Annotated in this window: 18 protein-coding genes and 1 pseudogene; 8 read left to right on the top strand and 11 right to left on the bottom strand. The window is 63.1% G+C overall.

The window, feature by feature from the left end:
- Nucleotides 1–16: 16 nt before the first annotated feature.
- Nucleotides 17–361, top strand: coding sequence for a YggL family protein (locus APH36_RS12375; RefSeq protein WP_060498846.1), 345 nt, complete (start codon nt 17–19; stop codon nt 359–361).
- A 201-nt stretch (nt 362–562) separates the two neighbouring features.
- A complete protein-coding gene (gene dacB, locus APH36_RS12370; protein WP_016714859.1) occupies nt 563–2,020 on the top strand; it encodes a D-alanyl-D-alanine carboxypeptidase/D-alanyl-D-alanine-endopeptidase in 1,458 nt (485 codons plus the stop codon).
- A 123-nt stretch (nt 2,021–2,143) separates the two neighbouring features.
- On the opposite strand, the gene APH36_RS12365 is transcribed toward dacB, so the two are convergent.
- Both APH36_RS12365 and rlmKL read right to left on the bottom strand, forming a co-directional pair.
- Nucleotides 2,144–4,534, bottom strand: coding sequence for a diguanylate cyclase (locus APH36_RS12365; RefSeq protein WP_060498845.1), 2,391 nt, complete (start codon nt 4,532–4,534; stop codon nt 2,144–2,146).
- Nucleotides 4,535–4,628: 94 nt separating this feature from the next.
- A complete protein-coding gene (gene rlmKL, locus APH36_RS12360; RefSeq protein WP_060498844.1) occupies nt 4,629–6,821 on the bottom strand; it encodes a bifunctional 23S rRNA (guanine(2069)-N(7))-methyltransferase RlmK/23S rRNA (guanine(2445)-N(2))-methyltransferase RlmL in 2,193 nt (730 codons plus the stop codon).
- Between the two features lie 560 nt (nt 6,822–7,381).
- On the opposite strand from rlmKL, the gene rmf reads away from it, so the two are divergent.
- The gene (gene rmf / locus APH36_RS30730; protein WP_003248687.1) at nt 7,382–7,597 is read left to right on the top strand and encodes a ribosome modulation factor; all 216 of its coding nucleotides are present in this window, start codon (nt 7,382–7,384) and stop codon (nt 7,595–7,597) included.
- Nucleotides 7,598–7,694: 97 nt separating this feature from the next.
- Here the strand turns inward: rmf and APH36_RS12355 are convergent, their stop codons facing one another.
- A complete protein-coding gene (locus APH36_RS12355; RefSeq protein WP_060498843.1) occupies nt 7,695–8,720 on the bottom strand; it encodes a quinone-dependent dihydroorotate dehydrogenase in 1,026 nt (341 codons plus the stop codon).
- 156 nt (nt 8,721–8,876) lie between these two features.
- Between APH36_RS12355 and APH36_RS12350 the strand changes: the two genes are divergently transcribed.
- From APH36_RS12350 to APH36_RS12330, 5 genes and pseudogenes are all read left to right on the top strand, one after another.
- On the top strand, nt 8,877–10,091 hold the full coding sequence (locus APH36_RS12350; RefSeq protein WP_060498842.1) for a CmpA/NrtA family ABC transporter substrate-binding protein: 1,215 nt from the start codon (nt 8,877–8,879) through the stop codon (nt 10,089–10,091).
- Between the two features lie 12 nt (nt 10,092–10,103).
- Complete coding sequence (locus tag APH36_RS12345) at nt 10,104–10,679, top strand: ANTAR domain-containing response regulator (protein WP_060498841.1); 576 nt, start codon at nt 10,104–10,106, stop codon at nt 10,677–10,679.
- Between the two features lie 275 nt (nt 10,680–10,954).
- Nucleotides 10,955–12,166 carry a NarK/NasA family nitrate transporter gene (locus tag APH36_RS12340; RefSeq protein WP_060498840.1) on the top strand — a complete coding sequence of 404 codons (1,212 nt, stop codon included), beginning with the start codon at nt 10,955–10,957 and terminating at the stop codon, nt 12,164–12,166.
- Between the two features lie 9 nt (nt 12,167–12,175).
- Entirely contained in the window at nt 12,176–13,846 is a 1,671-nt protein-coding gene (locus APH36_RS12335; protein ID WP_060498839.1) for a bifunctional protein-serine/threonine kinase/phosphatase, read from the top strand.
- 27 nt (nt 13,847–13,873) lie between these two features.
- A pseudogene (locus tag APH36_RS12330) lies at nt 13,874–14,059 on the top strand (SAM-dependent methyltransferase); the annotation flags it as partial.
- 168 nt (nt 14,060–14,227) lie between these two features.
- Here APH36_RS12330 and APH36_RS12325 read toward each other — a convergent pair.
- From APH36_RS12325 to ppsA, 8 genes are all read right to left on the bottom strand, one after another.
- On the bottom strand, nt 14,228–15,262 hold the full coding sequence (locus tag APH36_RS12325) for an OmpA family protein (protein ID WP_016714850.1): 1,035 nt from the start codon (nt 15,260–15,262) through the stop codon (nt 14,228–14,230).
- Between the two features lie 111 nt (nt 15,263–15,373).
- Complete coding sequence (gene sigX / locus APH36_RS12320; protein WP_003248665.1) at nt 15,374–15,940, bottom strand: RNA polymerase sigma factor SigX; 567 nt, start codon at nt 15,938–15,940, stop codon at nt 15,374–15,376.
- Between the two features lie 113 nt (nt 15,941–16,053).
- Complete coding sequence (locus APH36_RS12315) at nt 16,054–16,878, bottom strand: mechanosensitive ion channel domain-containing protein (protein ID WP_060498837.1); 825 nt, start codon at nt 16,876–16,878, stop codon at nt 16,054–16,056.
- A gap of 2 nt (nt 16,879–16,880) precedes the next feature.
- Nucleotides 16,881–17,153, bottom strand: a complete 273-nt coding sequence (locus APH36_RS12310; RefSeq protein WP_014591816.1) for a hypothetical protein — start codon at nt 17,151–17,153, stop codon at nt 16,881–16,883.
- Between the two features lie 87 nt (nt 17,154–17,240).
- Nucleotides 17,241–18,236, bottom strand: coding sequence for a zinc transporter ZntB (locus tag APH36_RS12305; RefSeq protein ID WP_016714848.1), 996 nt, complete (start codon nt 18,234–18,236; stop codon nt 17,241–17,243).
- 27 nt (nt 18,237–18,263) lie between these two features.
- Nucleotides 18,264–18,755, bottom strand: coding sequence for a ribonuclease E activity regulator RraA (rraA, locus tag APH36_RS12300; RefSeq protein ID WP_016714847.1), 492 nt, complete (start codon nt 18,753–18,755; stop codon nt 18,264–18,266).
- A 215-nt stretch (nt 18,756–18,970) separates the two neighbouring features.
- Nucleotides 18,971–19,963, bottom strand: a complete 993-nt coding sequence (locus APH36_RS12290; RefSeq protein ID WP_060498835.1) for an alpha/beta fold hydrolase — start codon at nt 19,961–19,963, stop codon at nt 18,971–18,973.
- A gap of 101 nt (nt 19,964–20,064) precedes the next feature.
- A partial coding sequence (gene ppsA / locus APH36_RS12285; RefSeq protein WP_082426380.1) for a phosphoenolpyruvate synthase occupies nt 20,065–21,324 on the bottom strand: 1,260 nt, incomplete at its 5' end.

The following is a 21,324-nucleotide window of genomic DNA, read 5'->3' as shown; positions in this document are numbered from 1 at the left end:
CTAAGAGGATTGTTTCATGGCCACAAACCGCTCCCGTCGTCTGCGCAAGAAGCTGTGTGTCGACGAGTTTCAGGAATTGGGCTTCGAGCTGAACCTGGAATTCAAGGAAGATCTGGATGACCAGGCAATCGATGCTTTCCTCGATGCGTTCCTGGAAGAAGCCATGGACGCCAACGGCCTGGACTATGTAGGCGGTGACGATTTCGGCCTGGTGTGCTCGGTCAAGCGCGGTTCGGTCAGCGAAGAACAACGCGCCGCCGTAGAAGGCTGGCTCAAGGGCCGCAGCGAACTGACCAAAATCGAAGTCAGCCCGCTGCTGGACGCCTGGTACCCGGAAAAGCCGATCAACAAGGCTGAGTAACACGTGCCTGTCTGATCGCTGAAAAGGCCACCCGCATGGGTGGCCTTTTTTATTGCCGATGCTTTTTATCCGCCATGCTTTTCCGTCGAACGTGGCGCATCGTCGCTGCGCTTGGGGCATAATGCGTACTCTTTCGTCCTGGGGCCATCACCTCTTACAGCCCCTATGCCCTTTTCCCTCGCTGCAGGGTATTTATTCATTATGATCAAAACGCTTCGTCCCCTCGTTCTTGCCGGCCTGCTGTTGCCACTCGCATTACCCAGCCACGCCGCCGCCGTCAACACCACCCTGCCCGCCAAAGTGCAGCAGGCGCTCAAAGCCAACAAGCTGCAGGACACAGCGCTGTCGCTGGTAATGCTGCCGCTGGACGGGCCAGGTACCCCGACCGTGTTCAATGCCGATGTTTCGGTGAACCCGGCCTCGACCATGAAACTGGTTACCACCTATGCCGCCCTCGAGCTGCTTGGCCCCACCTTCCAGTGGAAAACCGAGTTCTACACCGACGGTACCCTGAGCAATGGCGTGCTCAACGGCAACCTGTACCTCAAAGGTGGCGGCGACCCAAAACTGAACATGGAAAAGCTCTGGTTGCTGATGCGTGACCTGCGCGCCAATGGCGTGCGCACCATCACCGGTGATCTGGTGCTGGACCGCAGCCACTTCGTGCAGCCCAACCTGCCGCAGTTCAACGATGACGGTGGCGATGAAAACAAGCCGTTCCTGGTCAAACCCGACTCGCTGCTGGTCAACCTCAAGGCCCTGCGCTTCGTGGCCCGCAACGATGGTGGCAAGGTTACCATCGCGGTAGAACCCCCTATTGCCAGCATTCGCATCGACAACCAGGTCAAGGCCGTGGCGTCCAAGCAGTGCACGGGTGATGTGCGCTACAACCCAGTACCTCAGGCCGATGGCATCAGCGTCACCGTCAGCGGCCAGCTGGGTGACGGCTGCAACTCGCAGACCTACCTGTCGCTGCTCGACCACCCGACCTACGCCGCCGGTGCCGTGCGCGCGATCTGGAACGAGCTGGGTGGCAACATCCAGGGTGGCGACCGCATCGAGAACGTGCCCAAAGGTGCACGCCTGCTGGCCCGCGCCTTCTCGCCAGACCTGGTGGAAGTGATCCGCGACATCAACAAGTACAGCAACAACACCATGGCCCAGCAGCTGTTCCTGAGCCTTGGCGCGCAGTTCCGCACCGATGCCGACGGCGACGACGCCCGTGCCGCGCAACGCGTGGTCCGCCAGTGGCTGGCGAAGAAAGGCATTACCGCGCCGCACCTGGTGATGGAAAACGGCTCAGGGCTGTCGCGTGCCGAACGGGTCAGCACCCGGGAAATGGCCGAGATGCTGCAGGCCGCCTGGAAGAGCCCTTACGCCGCCGAGTTCATGAGCTCGATGCCGCTGGTGGGCATGGACGGCACCATGCGCAAGCGCCTCAAGCGCACAGCCATGACCGGCGAAGGGCACATCAAGACCGGCACGCTCAACACCGTGCGGGCGATTGCCGGTTTCAGCCGTGACAGCAACGGCCATACCTGGGCGGTGGCGGCAATCCTCAACGACCCGAAACCATGGGGGGCTTCGCAGGTGCTCGACCAGGTGTTGCTGGACCTGTATCGCCAGCCGAAGCTGGCGGGCAGCACTGCAGCCAACTGATCCTGCAGCCATACAGCGTCAATGTGGGAGCGGGCTTGCCCGCGAACACGGGCGAAGCCCGTGCCATCCTCCGCGGCGCCTGCTTCGCGGGCAAGCCGGCTCCCACAACGACCGCGTCAGACTTCAGGCTGACTCGCCTTCCACCCTGTCCCGCCCAGCCTGCTTGGCTGCATACACCCCCGCATCCGCCCGTAGCAACAGGGCATCGGCGCCCTCCCCCGGCCGCCATCCCGCCACACCAAAACTGGCCGTCACCTTGCCCACGCCGTCCACCGGCACATTGCGCAGCCCATGCCACAACTCAAGTGCCAGCAGCCGCGCCTGCTCGGCATCACTGCCCGGGCACAGCACCATGAATTCCTCTCCGCCCAACCGGCAGAACACATCGGTGCGCCGCAAGCGCTGGCCGATACGCTGGCACAGGCTGCGCAGCACACGGTCGCCGACGGCATGGCCGAAGCGGTCGTTGATGTGCTTGAAGTGATCGATATCGAGCATGATCACGGCCAGCGTCAAGCCATCACGCTGAGCCTGCTCCAGTTCGACCTTGAGCCGTTCCTGGAAGTAGCGGCGGTTATGAATGCCGGTCAGTGAATCGGTCACCGACAGCGCCCGCAACTCTTCCTCCACACCCTTGAGGTCCGAGATGTCCGTCAGGTAGCCATGCCACAAGGTACAGCCGTGCTCACCCACCTCCGGCGTCGCTTCGCCACGCACCCAGCGCAGGCCGGCACGTGGCAGGCACACCCGGTATTCCTCGCGCCAGGGTGCCTGGTGCTCGGCCGAGTAACGTACCGAACAGCGCACGCGCTCCAGGTCATCGGGGTGGATACGCTCGAACACCACCGAAGCATCTTCGCGCAACTGCTGCAGGTCCACTTCGTAGATGTCGTAAAGGCCTTTGCTGGCGTAGGGAAAACACGAATGACCATCGGCATCCAGGCGATACTGATAAATACCGCCCGGCACCTCGGCACTGAGCTTTTCCAGCAGCCGGTCGCGCGCCGCCAGTGCCTCGTGTACCCGACGCCGCTCGGTGACATCGATGCAGATGGCCAGGTAGCCAACCCACAGGCCCTGTTCATCAAGCATGGCCGTGACCAGCATGTTGGCCACCAACTGGCTGCCATCGGCGCGTAGCAAGGTCCACTCACCCGGCTCGGCGCCTCGCTCGTAAACGGTTTCTGCAAACAGCGCCTGTCCACCGGCAATGTGCCGGCCGAAACGCTGGCTGAGCGCATGCGCACGCTGGTTCAATTCGTCCGGCAGCACCAGGTCCTCCAGGCGCAACTGGCCGATGGCCTGGTTGGCCGGATAACCCAGCATACGCTCGGCCCCCGTGTTGAATGTGCTGACTTCGCCCTTGAGGTTGGTGGCAATAATGGCCACCTGGGTCGCGGCCTCCAATATACTGCGCAACTGATTATGGGTGCCGCGTAAGGACTGCTCGCTGACCCGCAACTCGGCGGTACGCTGCTCGACCAGGGCCAGGGCACGCTGGCGCTGGCTGAACAGGCTGTAGAGCAAGGCACTGAGCAGCAGGCTCAACAACCCGCCCAGCAGGCCGACCGCCAGTACCGCCGATGAGCGGTTGGCCCGCACGAACGCCTGGCTGGGCAGGATGCTCAGCTGGAAGTGGTGGTCTGCCAGGTGCAGCAGCTGGTTGCTGCTCAGCGACAAAGGGGCGACCTGGTTCTGCGAGTCGTACAACACTTGTGGCTCTTGCAACCCGGACGGGTCGACGATACGCACCACCAGGTTGTCATCCGCTACCACAGGGCGCCCATCGCTGACCATCTCGCGCATGCTCAACAACGCCACCACATAGCCCACTGCAGCACCATGCGGGTTGGCATCGGAAAACACGGGGGCTACCAGTACCAGGCCGCGCGCATACGAAGGAATATCGTACATGGCCAAGGGCTCGGACACCGCCATGCTGCCAGGCCCGAGCGCCCGCGCCAGGGCAGCATGGGGCTCACCCTGGCCGGCAAGATCCAGCCCATAGGGCAGCCCGGGCATTTCACCGGATTGGGTATACAACACAGGGAAGTAATGGTCGCGCAGCGGCGCGGGGTGCCACTGCCCTTGCGCATCCTGGTCACGGATCACATAGCCCGGGCCGGAATGCTCGCGGGCATGCTGCTCGAACTCGGCACGCTGCGCGGCTTCCACACGCGGCGCCCAGGCGTAGGCCAAGGTACGCTGCAGCAACGGCCGGGCGTAACCGTCAAATTCGCGTGGTGTCACTTCGTTGGAAAAGCTAAAGAACCGCCGCAGGCCATCCAGGCGCTGCTGTTGTTCATCAAAACGCTCGGCAATACGGCTATAGCGTTCGCTGGCCAGCAACTCGAAGCGCTGGCGCAACTGCTGCTTGTAAAACGCCTGCGCGGCCAGTGCCAAGGCGGCCGTCAACAGACCGCCCGCCACCAAGGCCACCAGCGCCACCGCCCACGCGGACACCGTCTCTGTGCACAGGCCAGATAACCGCGCACGCACGCCACACTTTGACATACACCCATCTCGTCACGTCAGCGTCCTGCGGATTATCTCGCCCTGCCCACATTTATAGCTATTGGCCATTAGCCGCGCAATGTACCTCGTCGGTTCAGCGCAGCTGCAGGCGCCAGGCCCGGTGAATCCGACTGTTACGGGCGAAGTCCGGGTCCAGGGTCTGGGCGGTGATTTCCTCCACCGCATAACGCGCCATCAGGTGCTCGTCCAGCTGGAACTTGCGGAAGTTGTTGGAGAAGTACAACACACCGCCCGGCGCCAGACGGGCCATGGCCAGGTCCAGCAGTTGAACGTGGTCACGCTGCACGTCGAACACGCCTTCCATGCGCTTGGAGTTGGAGAAGGTGGGCGGGTCGATGAAAATCAGGTCGTAGCTGTCGCGGTTACCCTCCAGCCAGGCCATCACATCACCCTGCTCCAGGCGGTTGCGCTCAGAGAAGCCATTAAGCGCCAGGTTGCGCCGCGCCCAGTCCAGGTAGGTTTTCGACAGGTCGACGCTGGTGGTGCTGCGCGCGCCGCCCTTGGCCGCATGCACGGTGGCGGTGGCGGTGTAGCAGAACAGGTTGAGGAAGCGCTTGTCGGCAGCCTCACGCTGGATGCGCATGCGCATTGGGCGATGGTCGAGGAACAGCCCGGTGTCGAGGTAGTCGGTGAGGTTGACCAGCAGCTTGACGCCACCTTCGTTCACCTCCTGGAAACGGCCCTCGGTCGCCTGGCGCTCGTACTGGCGGGTGCCGCTCTGGCGCTCGCGGCGCTTGAGCACTACGCGCTGCGGCGAAATGCCCAGCGCCTGCGGGATGGCTGCCAACGCATCGAGCAGGCGTGCCTGGGCCTTGTCCGGGTCGATCGAGCGTGGCGCGGCATACTCCTGCACATGTACCCAGTCATGGTACAGGTCAACAGCCAACGCGTACTCGGGCATGTCGGCATCGTACAGGCGGTAGCAGTCGACCTGTTCGCGGCGAGCCCATTTGCCCAGCTGTTTTAGGTTTTTCTGCAACCGGTTGGCAAACATCTGCGCGCCTTCCGAAAGGCGTGCCGGTTCGCTGGCAACGGCGGGTTGCTGGCGGGTTTGCGCGCCCTCAGGTTGTGCTTCGCGACGCTCGCCGGTGACGAACTGGTCAGGCTGCACCTTGAACAGCAGCAGCTTGCACGGCAAGGCGCCGTTCCAGAACGCGTACTGTTTGTGGCTGCGAATGCCCATGCGCTTGCCCAGCTGCGGCGCACCGGTGAACACCGCTGCCTCCCAGCCCATGCAGGCCTGGCGCAGGCGCTCGCCGAGGTTCTGGTAGAGGTACAGCAAGCTGGCTTCATCACCCAGACGCTCGCCGTAGGGCGGGTTGCTGATGACCAGGCCTTTCTGGTTCTGGTCCGGGCGCGGCTCGAAGGTGCTGACTTCGCCCTGGTAGATTTTCACCCAGTCGCCCAGGCCGGCACGCTCGACGTTGTTGCGGCCCGGCTGGATCAGCCGCGGGTCGGCCTCGTAGCCACGGATCCACAGCGGCGGCTTGGCCAGGCCGGCCTGTGCACGCGCCTGCGCTTCGTCATGCACCTTGCGCCACAGTGCCGGCACATGGCCCAACCAGGCACTGAAGCCCCAGCGCTCACGCTTGAGGTTGGGCGCAATGTCGGCGGCGATCATCGCGGCCTCGACCAGGAAGGTACCCACACCGCACATCGGGTCGGCCAACGCGCCACCTTCGGCGGCAATGCGCGGCCAGCCGGAGCGGATCAACACCGCAGCCGCCAGGTTTTCCTTCAGCGGCGCAGCGCCTTGCTGCAGGCGGTAGCCACGCTGGTGCAAGCTGTGGCCGGACAGGTCGAGGGAGAGAATGGCCTCGCCCCGGTCCAGGCGCAGGTGCACGCGCACGTCGGGGTCGATCTTTTCCACCGACGGGCGCAGGCCTTCGCGGTTGCGCAACTTGTCGACGATCGCGTCCTTGACCTTCAGCGCACCAAAGTGAGTGTTGTCGATGCCCGAGCCATGGCCACTGAACTCCACCGCCAGGGTGCCATCGGCGGCCAGGTGGTCGGCCCAGTCGACCGCGTGTACGCCATCGTAAAGGTCGTCGGCGTTCTTCATGGAGAAGCGCTTGAGCACCAGCAACACCCGGTTGGCCAGGCGTGACCAGACACACAGGCGGTAGGCGGTTTCCATGTCGGCGGCGCCGCGAATGGCCGAGGTGTGCTCACGCACTTCGTCCAGGCCAAGGCCTTTGGCCTCTTCGGCAAGCAGGCCTTCAAGGCCTTTGGGGCAGGTGAGGTAGAGTTCGAAACGGTCCGACATGAGTATTCCAGAGCCTTGGGCTATTGACTGACGAGGCAACGCATCACCCCGCGATGTTTGCCCGCAGGCCTTTCCAGCAGGCGTGCGGGTGGCCCTTCCTGGCACATGAGCGTGCCGCGAAAGGCCAGGCCACCTGACCGATCTGCACTCGGCCCGGTGGCCAAGACAGCTTAGATCATCAGGCAGTATGAAAAATTCTGGCGATAACCGGGGCGATGTGACCCTTCGTCGCATTTCAAATTATTTCTGTCATCCGCAAGCAACGCTGGCGAAATGACGTCAATGTTCAGCAAACCCCGATCACTGCGGGCTCAACGCCAAACAAGGTTGAGTCGCATTTATTTACTTATCCCCTCACCCTAGGAAAGGTTACGTGCTTATGACAAATCGATCATTCACACCGTGACTCGCATTCGATAGAACTGGTCTCAGGCCGCTTCGCAACGAGGCGGCACCTTCAGCCCGCCACGCCGGCAGCGGGCGCACACCGGCAGAAAGACTCTGCCCGGCCTCGGAGAGGCCGACGGGACATTACAGTCAACAAGTGAGGGCAACACCCTATGAGAAGACTTAAGCGTGATCCGTTGGAAAGAGCATATTCACGTGGCTACCAATACGGGGTCACCGGCAAATCCCGCGAACTTTGCCCCTTCAATCTTCCTTCTGTTCGCCAAGCCTGGATCAACGGCTGGCGCGAAGGTCGCGGTGATAACTGGGACGGAATGACTGGCACCGCTGGCATCCATAGACTCAACGAAAATCACGCCGTTGGCTGAACGAGGACACTGAATTCGAGTCACCATGCGCGCCCTATCCGGGCGGCGGGCTGCGGCCCAGGGGCCCCTTGACGGGGCCCTTTTTTATGCCTGCCGTTTAACCGCGCGGTAGTGCCGCAATGGCATCGACCGCTTCACGAATCAACGCTGGCCCCTTGTAGATAAAGCCCGAGTAGATCTGTACCAGGCTCGCACCGGCAGCGATCTTCTCGGCAGCGTGACGGCCTTCGGTAATGCCACCCGCGGCAATGATCGGCAACTTGCCGCCCAGCTCGCCTGCCAGCACCTTGACAATGTGGGTGCTCTTTTCCAGCACCGGCGCGCCCGACAGGCCACCCGCCTCGCCGCCATACGGCAGCCCCTCGACACCTTCACGGCCCAGCGTGGTGTTGGTGGCGATCACCGCATCCATGCCCGACGCCATCAGCGCGGCAGCCACCAGCGCCGTTTCTTCGTCGCTCATGTCCGGGGCGATCTTGATGGCCAGCGGTACACGCTTGCCATGGGTAGCCGCCAGTTGCTCGCGGCGTTCGGCCAGGGCATCGAGCAACTGCTTGAGCGAATCGCCGAACTGCAGGCTGCGCAGGCCCGGGGTATTCGGCGAGCTGACGTTGACGGTGATGTAGCTGGCGGCGGTGTACACCTTGTCCAGGCAGATCAGGTAGTCATCCACGGCGCGCTCGACCGGGGTGTCGAAGTTCTTGCCGATGTTGATGCCCAGCACACCGTTGTAACGCGACGCCTGCACGCGGCCAAGCAGGTGATCGACGCCCAGGTTGTTGAAGCCCATGCGGTTGATGATGGCCGTCGCTTCCGGCAGGCGGAACAGCCGCGGCTTGGGGTTGCCCGGTTGTGGACGCGGGGTGACGGTGCCGATTTCGACAAAGCCGAAGCCCAGCTGGGCAAAGCCGTCGATGGCCGCACCGTTCTTGTCCAGGCCTGCGGCCAGGCCCACCGGGTTGGCGAAGTTCAAGCCCATGACCGAAACCGGCAATGCCGCTGGCTGCTTGCACAGCATGCCATTGAGGCCAAGACGGCCACCGGCACCGATCAGGTCCAGGGACAGGTCGTGGGAAGTTTCCGGGGAAAGCTTGAACAGCAGCTGGCGGGCCAGGGTATACATGGGCGGGCAAGGCTCGGGGTGAGTGAGGGGGCGATTATAGCCAGCCTGGGGCTGGCAGGACAGCAAATCGTGGGGCCGCTACGCGCCCCGGCCACCCTTGGCACATCGGTTGCACCGGTTTGGCCCACAGCCTTATCCGTACAGGCGAGGAACCTTGTGAACACTGTACCCCGAGCAACGCCCCTGGCCTGGGTCAATGGCAGTGACGCGCCGGAAAAGCCCAGCCTGAACATCGGCTATATGGCACTGACCGACTGCGCCTCGGTGGTGGTCGCCGCCACCCAGGGCTTCGCCCAGCAATACGGCCTTACCCTCAACCTCAAGCGCCAAGGCTCCTGGGCCGGGCTGCGCGACAAGCTGGTCAGCGGCGAGCTGGATGCCGCGCACTGCCTGTATGGCCTGGTCTACGCCGTGCACCTAGGCATCGGTGGCGTACCCGCCAGCGACATGGTGGTGCTCATGGGCCTGAACCAGAACGCCCAGGCCATCAACCTCTCCCCGGCCTTGCAGCGCAAAGGTGTGACCAACCCTGAAGCATTGGCGCGCCTGGTGCACCAGCACGGCGCACGCCTGACCTTCGCCCAGACCTTCCCCACCGGCACCCACGCCATGTGGCTGTATTACTGGCTGGCCAGCCAGGGCATCCACCCACTGCGCGACGTGGACAGCGTCGTGGTGCCGCCGGCCCAGATGGCCGCGCATATCCAGGCGGGGCGCATCGACGGTTTCTGCGTGGGTGAGCCTTGGGCCGCCGATGCTGTGGCCAAGGGCCAGGGCTTTACCCTGGCCACCAGCCAGTCGATATGGCCAGACCATCCGGAAAAGGTGCTGGCGTGTGCTCGTGCCTTCGCCGAACACTACCCCAACAGCGCCCGCGCGCTCATCAAGGCGATCCTCGCCGCCAGCCGGTTCATCGAACAAAGCCCCGAAAACCGCCGCAGCACTGCGCAACTGCTTAGCGGCAATGCCTACCTGGACACCCCGCTGGACAGCATCGAGCCCCGCCTGCTCGGCCACTATCAGGATGGCCTGGGCAACCAGTGGCAAGACCCGCACGCCCTGCGCCTGTTCGACCAGGGCCGAGCCAACCTGCCGTACCTGTCCGACGGCATGTGGTTCATGACCCAGTTCCGCCGCTGGGGCCTGTTGCACGAAGACCCCGACTATCTCGGTGTGGCGCGGCAGGTTCAGCAGTTGGCGCTGTACAGCGAGGCGGCGCAAAGCCTGGGCGTCGCGTGCCCCGAACAGCCGATGCGCAACAGCCTGCTGATCGATGGCACCCGCTGGGACGGCAGCGATCCTTATGGCTATGCCCGCAGCTTCAGCCTGCATGCCCTGGGCGACCTGCCCGATGCCCGCGTCGGCGCGTGAGGGGGGACAACCATGTTGCGCATTCTGCTGATCGACGACACCCAGAACAAACTCGGCCGCCTCAACGCGGCGTTGATCGAGGCCGGCTTCGAGGTTACCGAAGCCCCAGGCCTGACCATCGACCTGCCCGCCTGCGTCGAAACGGTGCGCCCGGATGTGGTGCTGATCGATACCGACTCACCGGACCGCGACGTGATGGAACAGGTGGTGCTGGTCAGCCGCGACCAGCCGCGCCCCATCGTGTTGTTCACCGACGAGCACGACCCTGGCGTGATGCGCCAGGCGATCCAGGCAGGCGTCAGTGCCTACATCGTCGAAGGTATCCATGCTGCCCGGCTGCAGCCGATTCTGGATGTGGCCATGGCCCGCTTTGAAAGTGACCAGGCGCTTAGGGCGCAGCTGCTGGCGCGCGACCAGCAGCTGGCCGAGCGCAAGCGTATCGAGCAGGCCAAGGGTTTGCTGATGAAGATGAAGGACTGCAACGAAGAACAGGCCTACACCCTGATGCGCCGCCAGGCCATGAGCCGGCAGCAGAAGCTGATCCAGGTGGCGGAGCAGATCATTGCCATGCACGAAATGCTGGGCTGATGTGCTTGCCTTGACGCTTTCAGCGCCTTGTAGATCGAGCGCCGCCCGCGCCGCGCAGCTCGCGATGCGCCGCGCGGGCGGCGCTCGATCTCACAGGCGCTGAAAATATAAAGACAGGCCAATACTTGGCCCATCTCTTGCTGAACAAACATCACCGGTAGCCAACGGCGGTTGCCCCACTTAAATCCCGACAAAGACGTCGCTCTCCCCTCCACGACCGTGGAGCGGGTGGCGGCGTCTTTTTCGTTCCGTTGCATTGCCGAGTGAGGTGTTCGATGAGTACCAGCTTCTGGAAATCTGGGCATGTGCCCACGCTGTTCGCCGCGTTCCTGTACTTCGACCTCAGCTTCATGGTCTGGTACCTGCTGGGCCCGCTGGCGGTGCAGATTGCCGCCGACTTGCAACTGAGTGCGCAGCAACGGGGCCTGATGGTGGCCACGCCGATCCTGGCCGGGGCGATCCTGCGCTTCGCCATGGGCGTGCTGGTTGACCGCCTGTCACCCAAAACAGCCGGGCTGATCGGCCAGGTGGTCGTCATCGTCGCCTTGGCGTGCGCCTGGCACCTGGGGGTGCACAGCTACGAACAGGCCCTGCTACTGGGCGTGTTCCTCGGCTTTGCCGGTGCGTCGTTTGCCGTCTCGTTGCCGCTGGCTTCACAGTGGTACCCGCCGCAGCATCAAGGCAAGGCCATGGGCATCGCCGGTGCCGGCAACTCCGGCACGGTGTTCGCCGCCCTGCTGGCCCCGGCGCTGGCTGCCGGCTTTGGCTGGAACAATGTGTTCGGCTTCGCGCTAATTCCGTTGTCGCTGGCGCTGGTGGTGTTCGCCCTGCTGGCGCGAAATGCGCCACAACGCCCCAAGCCAAAAGCGATGGCCGACTACCTCAAGGCCCTCGGCGACCGTGACAGCTGGTGGTTCATGTTCTTCTACAGCGTCACCTTTGGCGGCTTCATCGGCCTGGCCAGCGCCCTGCCCGGCTACTTCAGCGACCAGTACGGCCTGAGCCCGGTCACCGCCGGCTACTACACCGCCGCCTGCGTATTCGCCGGCAGCCTGATGCGCCCGCTCGGCGGTGCCCTGGCCGACCGCTTCGGCGGTATCCGCACCCTGTTGGGCATGTACAGCGTGGCAGCCATCTGCATTGCGGCAGTCGGTTTCAACCTGCCGTCCGCAGCCGCCGCACTGGCACTGTTCGTAAGCGCCATGCTCGGCCTGGGCGCCGGCAATGGTGCGGTATTCCAGTTGGTACCACAGCGCTTCCGCCAGGAGATCGGCGTGATGACCGGGCTGATCGGCATGGCCGGCGGTATCGGTGGTTTCCTGCTAGCAGCCGGGCTTGGCACCATCAAGCAGCACACCGGTGACTACCAGTTGGGGTTGTGGCTGTTCGCCAGCCTGGGCCTGCTGGCCTGGTTCGGCCTGCATGGCGTGAAACAACGCTGGCGCACCACCTGGGGCTCTGCAGCCGTTACCGCTGCACGGGTCTGAGTGACACCCATGAGCCTGCAACTGAAGTTCGCCCACGCCAGCGCCACCGGGCCCCGCGAGGAAAACCAGGATGCCCTGCGCCTGGTCACCCCGGCGCCGGAGCTGGCCGCCAGCAAGGGCTACCTGTTCGCCCTCGCCGACGGCGTCAGCCAATGCGCCGATGGTGGCCTGGCCGCACGGGCCAGCTTGCAGGCACTGGCCTTGGATTACTACGCCACCCCCGCCACCTGGAGCGTTGCCCAGGCCCTGGACCGCCTGTTGCTGGCTCAGAACCGCTGGCTGCGCGCCCAAGGCAGCGGCCAGCCGTTGTTGACCACACTCAGCGCACTGGTGTTACGTGGCCGGCGCTTCACCTTGGCCCATGTGGGTGATTGCCGGGTTTACCGCTGGTACGCCGGGCGCCTGCAGTGCCTGAGCGAAGACCATGTGTGGGACCAGCCGGGCATGCAGCATGTACTAAAACGCGCACTGGGCCTGGACCAGCACCTGCTGGTGGATTACCTAGAGGGCGAGCTGCAGCCAGGCGAGTGCTTCCTGCTGCTCAGCGACGGGGTTTGGGCCAGCCTGGGCGACCAACACATCCAGGCCGTGCTGCGCGATCAGACCGACTTGCAACTGGCCGTCGACACACTGGTTGCCAGCGCGCACCTCAATGGCAGCCAGGACAATGCCAGTGCCCTGCTGGTGCACGTCGAACAGCTGGGCACCGCCAACCTGGGCGATACTTTGGCGCAGTTACAGCAGTGGCCGGTGCCCGGCGCGCTGCGAACAGGCCAAGTAATCGATGACTGGCAGGCCGACTGCCTGCTTTCACAAAGCCGCCAGTCGCTGCTATACCGGGTGCGCGACAGCCAAGGCCGACCTTGGCTTCTCAAGACCCTGCCTGCCGAACGCGAACAAGAGCCCGGTGCTACGCAAGCGCTGTTGCTCGAAGAGTGGTTCCTGCGCCGAGTTGCAGGCCGCCACTTCCCCGAGTTGCATGCGGCCAGCCAGCGGCAACACCTGTACTACGTGATGCGCGAGTACCCCGGCCAAAGCCTTGCAACCCTGCTGGCCGAGCACGGCCCGCTGCCCCTGCCGCAGTGGCTGGAGATGGCCCGGCAACTGCTGCAGGCGGTTGGCGTGTTGCACCGGCGCAACCTGCTGCACCGCGACATCAAGCCAGACAACCTGCACCTGGGCAGCGATGGCCAACTGCGCCTGCTGGATTTCGGCCTGGCCTATTGCCCCGGCCTTTGCGAAGACGCGCCGCACGACGTACCCGGCACGCCCTCGTACATCGCCCCGGAAGCGTTCGACGGCCAACCACCCAGCCCGCGCCAGGACTTGTATGCCGTGGGCGTGACGCTGTATCACCTGCTGACCGGGCACTACCCGTATGGCGAGGTGGAAGCCTTTCAGCGCCCGCGCTTCGGTCAGCCGGTCAACGCTGCACGCTACCGCCCCGACTTGCCGGAATGGCTGCAGCACAACCTGCAGCAGGCGGTGGCGGCCGATCCAGCGCAGCGCTTCGAAACGGCCGAACACTGGTTGTTGCTGCTTGAGCGTGGCGACCGCCAAGAGCTGCCTGACAGGCCACGCCCCTTGCTGGAACGCGAGCCGTTGAAGGTATGGCGCACCCTGGCCCTGCTGTCGTTGCTACTCAACCTGATCCTGCTGCTTGGCCTGCTCAAAGGCTGAGCGCACCCTGCCAACGAGGAATACCCGATGAATGCAAAAGTCTGGCTGGTAGGCGCCGGCCCTGGCGACCCTGAACTGCTCACCCTCAAGGCCGTGCGTGCCTTGCAGCAAGCGGCAGTGGTAATGATCGACGACCTGGTCAACCCGGCAGTGCTGGATCATTGCCCGCAGGCCCGGGTGATTGCCGTGGGCAAGCGTGGCGGCTGCCGCTCCGTGGTTGGTGAACAGCAGGCTCAGGACCTGGTCGCAATCGCCGGATGATTTATTGCCTGTGCCGGCCTCTTCGCGGGTAAACCCGCGAAAGGGCCGGCACAGGTAACACAAAACCCAGGTAAAGAAAAACCCGGCCGAGGCCGGGTTTTTCATGAAACATCAGGCCAATTACTTGGACTGAGCTTCTACCTGAGCTTCAACGCGACGGTTGATAGCACGGCCTTCTTCGGTGGCGTTGTCAGCAACCGGACGGGTTTCGCCGTAGCCTACCGAGTCAACACGGCTGGATTCTACGCCGTACTGCTGGGTCAGCACTTGCTTGACAGCGTTGGCACGACGCTCGGACAGCTTCTGGTTGTAAGCGTCTGGACCCACGGAGTCAGTGTGACCTTCAACCACGGTGGTGGTTTGTGGGTACTGCTTCATGAAGTCAGCCAGGTTTTTGATGTCGCCGTAGCTGTTTGGCTTGACGACCGACTTGTCGAAGTCGAACTTCACGTCCAGCTCAACACGAACGACTTCGGCAACAGCCGGGCAGCCGTCGGCGTCAACGGTAACGTTGGCCGGGGTGTCTGGGCACTTGTCGACGTTGTCGCAAACGCCGTCGTTGTCGGAGTCGGAGCAGACTTCAGCAACTGGAGCCGGAGCGGCTGCGGCTTGCTTCGGGCTACCGCCGAAGTTCAGGCCAACACCAACGCTTGGAGCCCACTCGGTGTCGCCCTGGTCGATGTTGTACTGAGCTTCTACGCCGGCACGGGCGTAGAACATGTCGGTGATGTACCACTTGGCGCCAGCGCCAACGTTGGCGAAGGTGGAGTGGTCACGACCGCCACGGCCGGTCTGGCCCAGCGACTGGTGCGAGAAACCAGCGGAAACGTACGGACGGATAGCGTCGTACGGGTTGTTGAAGTGGTAAACGGCGTCCAGGGCGGTGTTCGAGCCCTTGATGTTCTTGCCGTCTTCGCCACGAGCGTTGTGTACTTCGTCGTAGCCCAGACGCAGTTCAACGTCGTCGGTCAGGAAGTAACCGATCGAGCCGCCGAACAGGTTGCCGTCGTTCTTGAAGTCGCGCTGGCTGTCGAAGAATTCTTTCTTGTAGAAAACTTCGGTCTCGACGGCGCCTTGACCTTGTGCCATAGCGCCAATCGAAGTGGCGGCTACGAGCGAACCAATGGCCAAGCCCAAGGTGTTTTTCAATTTCATCCGTTAAATCCCCATCTGGTGATAGTTAAGCAGTCCCACCACAAACACGGGGGACAACTCGACGGCAAGTCTAGCAGAACTCGCCGATTCGTTAGAGATATTTGCACGCCACTAAGTTTCATCGAGGCCGGCAAATTTCTCCCGAAGCTTGTCTAGCGCGCGCTTGTAGCGCATTTTCGTCGCGCTCAGGCCCATGTGCATGATGTCGGCAATTTCCTGAAATTCCAGCTCTGCGACAAAACGAAGCACCAGAATTTCCCGGTCAATCGGGTTCACATGCACCAGCCATTTGTCCAACCCGCCTTTTTCTTCCGGCTTCGGGGCCTTGTCTTCGGACGCCTCTTCGACAGGGTCCAGACTCAAGGCATCCATCAACCGGCGTTTACGGCGCTCCTTGCGGTACTGGGTAATGCACTCGTTGTAGGTGATGCTGTAGAGCCAGGTCTTGAACTTGGATTTACCTTCGAAGTTCTTCAGGCCGTACAGCACTTTCAGCATCACTTCCTGACAGACATCGTCCGCGTCCCGGTCGTTCCCCAGATAACGCGCACAGACGTTGAACAGGGTCCGTTGGTAGCGCCGCATGAGCTCTTCATAGGCGCGGGTAACGTGGTACAGCTCCTCATGCGAACGCGCCACCAACTCTTCGTCGGTGAGCTCGCGGGGGTCATAACGCATGGGCGGCGAATGAACTTTATTCAAAACGGATCTGGCCGACAGTCAGGTCAATGTCGCCGCGCGACCCCGTGGGTCGAATTTCGCGGCGGCATACATTAACAGCTTTTGTGCGGTTAGCGGCTATTGACACGCTGCTCGAGCAACTCGCGGTTGGACAGCGACACCAGGTCGCCATCATCGGTCAGCAGCGTTGTCTTGACCGTGCCGATTTCCTCGATGTGCCCTTCAACCTCTCCAATCCGCACCTGCTGGCCGACCTGATACAGCTCGCGCACGTAAATGCCGGCCAGGATCTGCCCGGCGATTTCGCGGCTGCCAAGGCCCATGGCCAAGGCAACGGCCAGACCAACGGTAATCAGCCCGATGACGATAACGTGGTTCAGCAGGTCGGTTTTCACCTCCAGCTGGCTGATGGCCACCGAGATGCTGATGATGATCACCAGGCCCTGGGTAATGCGCCCAAGCCCTGCCGAGTATTCCAGGCCGATGCCTTCGGCAGCGCCGCGCACCAGGCCATTGGCAACCTGTGCCAGCAGCACGCCGGCCAGCAGCACCAAGGCCGCGCCGAACACCTTGGGCAGGTACAGGGCAAGCATGTCGAGGGTGGCCGACACCCGCTCCAGGCCCAGCGACTCGGCGGCCGAGACCAGGAAGATGAGCAGCACGAACCAGTAGACGATCTTGCCGATCAGGGTCGAGATCGGCACCTGAATGCCGACCCGGCCAAGCATCTTGGTGAGGCCGGTGCCGGCCATCAGGCGGTCCAGGCCAAACTTGGCCAGCAGCTTGGACAGCAGTGTGTCGAGCAGCTTGGCCACCACGAAACCGAGCAGCACCACGACCAGCGCGCCGAACAGGTTGGGGATGAAGTTCGCTACCTTGGTCCAAAGGGCAGTCATTGCGGTGACCAGGCTCTGGGTCCAGAGATCGAGTTCCATATTCAATCGGCCTTATCTGCTTTGCTGCCGGTGGCAGCGTTGCGGGAAGAGTGTCGACGCACCGGCGCGACATGCGCCGAGCCATTATTGACGGCGATGAGCAGCGCCTGGCTCCAGCGGCCAAGCAGGCTGAACAGATCACCCGCGCCAACCTGGCGGTTGGCGGTTTTCAGTACGCGACCCAGGCAAGCGGCGTCGTCCCGGTCGTCCCGGTCATTGCCGGAGGGTGACGCCTTGAGCAGGTCGCGCAGGGATTCTTCAAACGGATCGTGCATGGGCACCTCGCGCAGTGTCAGCAAGAGACGAGATGGCCGGGCAATGGGTCACACATCCCATTGGTACGAATGTTTCAAAATGCACACCTAAACCCATCGCAACCGCCGGAACAGCCACCACTGCCCCACCGCCAGCCCCAGCACGACGATGCAGGCGAACAGAAAGCCCAACGGGTTATCCGCCCCCGGAATACCGCCGACATTGATGCCCAGCAGCCCGGTGATGAAGCTCATGGGCAAAAAGATGCAGGTGATGATGCCAAAACGGTACATGGTGCGGTTCATCCGCTCGCTGCGCCGCCGGTCTTCGCTTTCCAGCACCAGCGCAGCGCGCTCGCGGGTCAGCTCCAGCTCTTCGAGGTAGCGGATCAGGCTGTTATTGAGCTCGTTCCAGTAATCGGCGTCGGCATTGGCGAACCAGCTCCATTTGCTGCGCGACAGCTGGGCGTAGATTTCCCGTTGCGGAGCAAGAAAACGGCGCAGGCCGGCGGCACGACGGCGGATCTGCTGCAGGCTGCCATGCTCAGGGGTATACCGCTCGTCGGTTTCGACCTTTTCTTCTTCCAAGTCGACCAGTTCGGCCAGGTCACTCACCAGGCCCTGAACCTTTTCAGTCAGCAGTTCGCCCATCAACAGCAACAGTTCGGAGGCTGATTTCGGCCCCCTGCCCTGTTCCAGTTGCTGGAGAATTTCGTCACTGGCACGCAACGGCCTGAGGCGCAACGAGATAACCCGCTGTGCCTCGGCGAAAATACGTACCGAAACCATGTCTTCAGGTTCGGCACCCGGGTTGAGGTTGACCCCGCGCAGGAACAGCAGCAGCTGTTCGTCTGCCATGGGCAGCAGGCGCGGCCGGGTGTTTTCCTCCAGCAGCAGCTCGCAGGCGAACTCGCTCAGGCCACTGTCGTGCAGCAGCCAGGTACGGGTTTGAGGATGGCTGCGGTCCCAGTGCAGCCACAGGCTCTGCTCCGGTTGCAGTTGCAAGCTGTCCAGTTCGGTACGGGCAATCGAGCGCGCGCCACCTTTACCATCGAGCACCAGGGCATGCACCAGCCCCCACTGCGCGTTGTCTTCCTCGAACATCAAAGCTCCATCAGCGCGTGGGGCGCATCACTCCGGCATTTTCAGCGGGCTTGGCGAAACCAGTACGCCATTGTTGTCGGCATACACGTACTCGCCCGGGCGGAAGGTAACGCCGGCGAAGGTCACCACCACATTGAGGTCACCGATACCACGCTTGTCGGTTTTCATCGGGTGGCTGGCCAGGGCCTGCACGCCGACGTCGGTCTGGATCAGCACATCGACGTCACGCACGCAGCCATAGATCACCAGGCCTTCCCAACCGTTTTTGGCGGCTTTTTCCGCAAGCATGTCGCCCAGCAGCGCACGGCGCAGCGAACCACCACCATCGACCACCAGGACCTTGCCCTTGCCGTCGAGTTCGACTTGCTCCTTGACCAGCGAGTTGTCCTCGAAGCACTTGATGGTGACGATCTGGCCGCCGAACGAATCGCGGCCACCAAAATTGCTGAACATGGGTTCCAGCACGTGTACCAAGTCGGGGTAGGCGTCACACAGGTCGGGCGTTACGTAATGCTGCATGGGAAGCTCCTGTCAGTCACAACGAAAGCGGGTATCGGCCAAGGCTACACCTTGGAGACGGTCGCAGTCACCAAGGACCAAGCGGTCATCTTTAGCCTGTACTGGCCTCTTCGCGGGCAAGCCCGCTCTCACAGCGGTATCACAAGGCTTAAGTGCTGTGAAATCCCTGTGGGAGCGGGCTTGCCCGCGAAGAGGCCGGCCCAGGCAATGCAAGATCAACTGACTGGCAAAGGTTCCTGAGACACTGTGGATTCATGCACCGGCAGCAATGGATCACGCAACCAGCGCTCCACCAACGGCCATACCTGCGCCTGCGCAGCCTTGCTCACCAGCATGTCGACATGCCCAAACGCATCAAAACCTTCCTCACGCCCCAGCCGCAGGAACTGCTTGCGCTCGCCCCCCAACTGCTCGAACAGCTTGCGGCAGGCCCACACCGGGTCCTGGAAGTCCCCCGCACCGGCCACCGCCAGCAGCGGCACATCCACCTCTGCCAGCCCCGCCCACCAGTCGTGCTGCTTGTCGCCAAAGCGCCCGAACAGGCCATGCCAGCGCATGCTTTCCAGCGCCAGGCCAATCGGCTCGTCTTCCGGCCCACGTTTGAAGCGTGGCCCGGAAATCTGCCCCCAGCGCTTGAGCACCAGCTTCGCCCCCCACACCAGCGGTGGCACCTTCAAAGGCCAGTAGACACGGCTGATCTGGGTGCCGAACAGCGCCACGCTGGCCACCTGTTCGGCAGCCAGGAAACCACCCCCAAGCGCCGCCACCAGCGTGGTGCCGCCCAAGGAATGGCCAACCCAGTGCGGCGCCTGGCCCGACTGCTCGCGTACGAACGCGGCAATCAGTGGCAGGTCATCACGGGCATAGGCTGCAACGGTGTTGTGCCGCCAGGCACGGTTGCGTGGCGACAGCCCGTGACCGCGCATTTCCGGGATCCACACATCGAAACCGGCACGGGCGAGGTAGGCGCCCAAGCCAATACCTTTGGGCGAATACCAGAAACGCCGGTTGGAAAAACTGCCGTGCAGGAGAATGACCGGCACGCCCTGGGCACGGCCATGGTCGGCCAGCCCCAGGCGGGTGATGGCCAGCTCGACGCTAGGGTCCGGGCCGTTGCCGGCCTTGATCCGGTACACGTCTTCGCTGAGGTCGCCGCGGCGCTCGGCACTGAGCAGGGCCACGGGGAATAGAGTGCTGCTGCTTTGCATAGGTTGCTTGGTGCACAAAAAAGGGCGGGATCCATTGCTGGAACTCGCCCTGGAAAAAACCAGGCGGGGGTACGCCAGACGTCCCCCCGCGTTTTACTGCATCAGGCCGCGCCTTGGCCTTCGGCCAGGAAGAACCAGGTTTCGAGTACCGAGTCCGGGTTCAGCGACACGCTTTCGATGCCCTGCTCCATCAGCCACTTGGCCAGGTCCGGGTGGTCCGATGGGCCCTGGCCGCAGATGCCGATGTACTTGCCGGCCTTGTTGCACGCGGCGATGGCATTGGCCAGCAGCTTCTTGACGGCAGGGTTACGCTCGTCGAACAGGTGGGCGATGATGCCCGAGTCGCGGTCCAGGCCCAGGGTCAGCTGGGTCAGGTCGTTGGAGCCGATCGAGAAGCCATCGAAGTACTCCAGGAACTCTTCGGCCAGAATGGCGTTGGACGGCAGCTCGCACATCATGATCACGCGCAGGCCGTTGTCGCCACGGGCCAGGCCGTTTTCGGCAAGCAGGTCGACCACTTGGCTGGCTTCGCCCAGGGTACGCACGAACGGCACCATGATCTCGACGTTGGTCAGGCCCATTTCGTTGCGCACGCGCTTGAGCGCACGGCACTCGAGCTCGAAGCAGTCACGGAACGATTCGCTGATGTAACGCGAAGCGCCACGGAAGCCCAGCATCGGGTTTTCTTCTTCCGGCTCGTACAGCTTGCCGCCGATCAGGTTGGCGTACTCGTTGGACTTGAAGTCCGACAGGCGCACGATGACCTTTTTCGGGTAGAAGGCTGCCGCCAGGGTGCTGATGCCTTCGACCAGTTTCTCGACGTAGAAGCCGACCGGGTCGTTGTAACCGGCAATGCGCTTGTCGACGCTCTCTTTCAGGTCGGCAGGCAGGCCGGCATAGTTCAGCAGCGCCTTGGGGTGCACACCGATCATGCGATTGATGATGAACTCCAGGCGCGCCAGGCCGACACCGGCGTTGGGCAGCTGGGCGAAGTCGAAGGCGCGGTCCGGGTTGCCGACGTTCATCATGATCTTGAACGGCAGCTCCGGCATGGCATCGACGGAGTTCTGCTTGACGTCAAAGCCCAGCTCGCCTTCGAAGATGAAGCCGGTATCGCCTTCGGCGCAGGACACAGTCACGCCCTGGCCGTCTTTGAGCACCTGGGTGGCATTGCCGCAACCGACCACGGCCGGGATACCCAGCTCGCGGGCGATGATCGCCGCGTGGCAGGTACGGCCGCCGCGGTTGGTCACGATGGCGCTCGCGCGCTTCATCACCGGTTCCCAGTCCGGGTCGGTCATGTCGGAAACCAGCACGTCACCCGGCTGGACCTTGTCCATTTCCGAAACGTCGTTGATCAC

The sequence above is a fragment of the Pseudomonas sp. NBRC 111133 genome (genome assembly GCF_001320605.1).
GTDB lineage: Bacteria > Pseudomonadota > Gammaproteobacteria > Pseudomonadales > Pseudomonadaceae > Aquipseudomonas > Aquipseudomonas monteilii.
The sequence above is the reverse complement of the archived record's forward strand: the minus strand, read 5'-3'. Positions and strand labels throughout refer to the sequence as shown.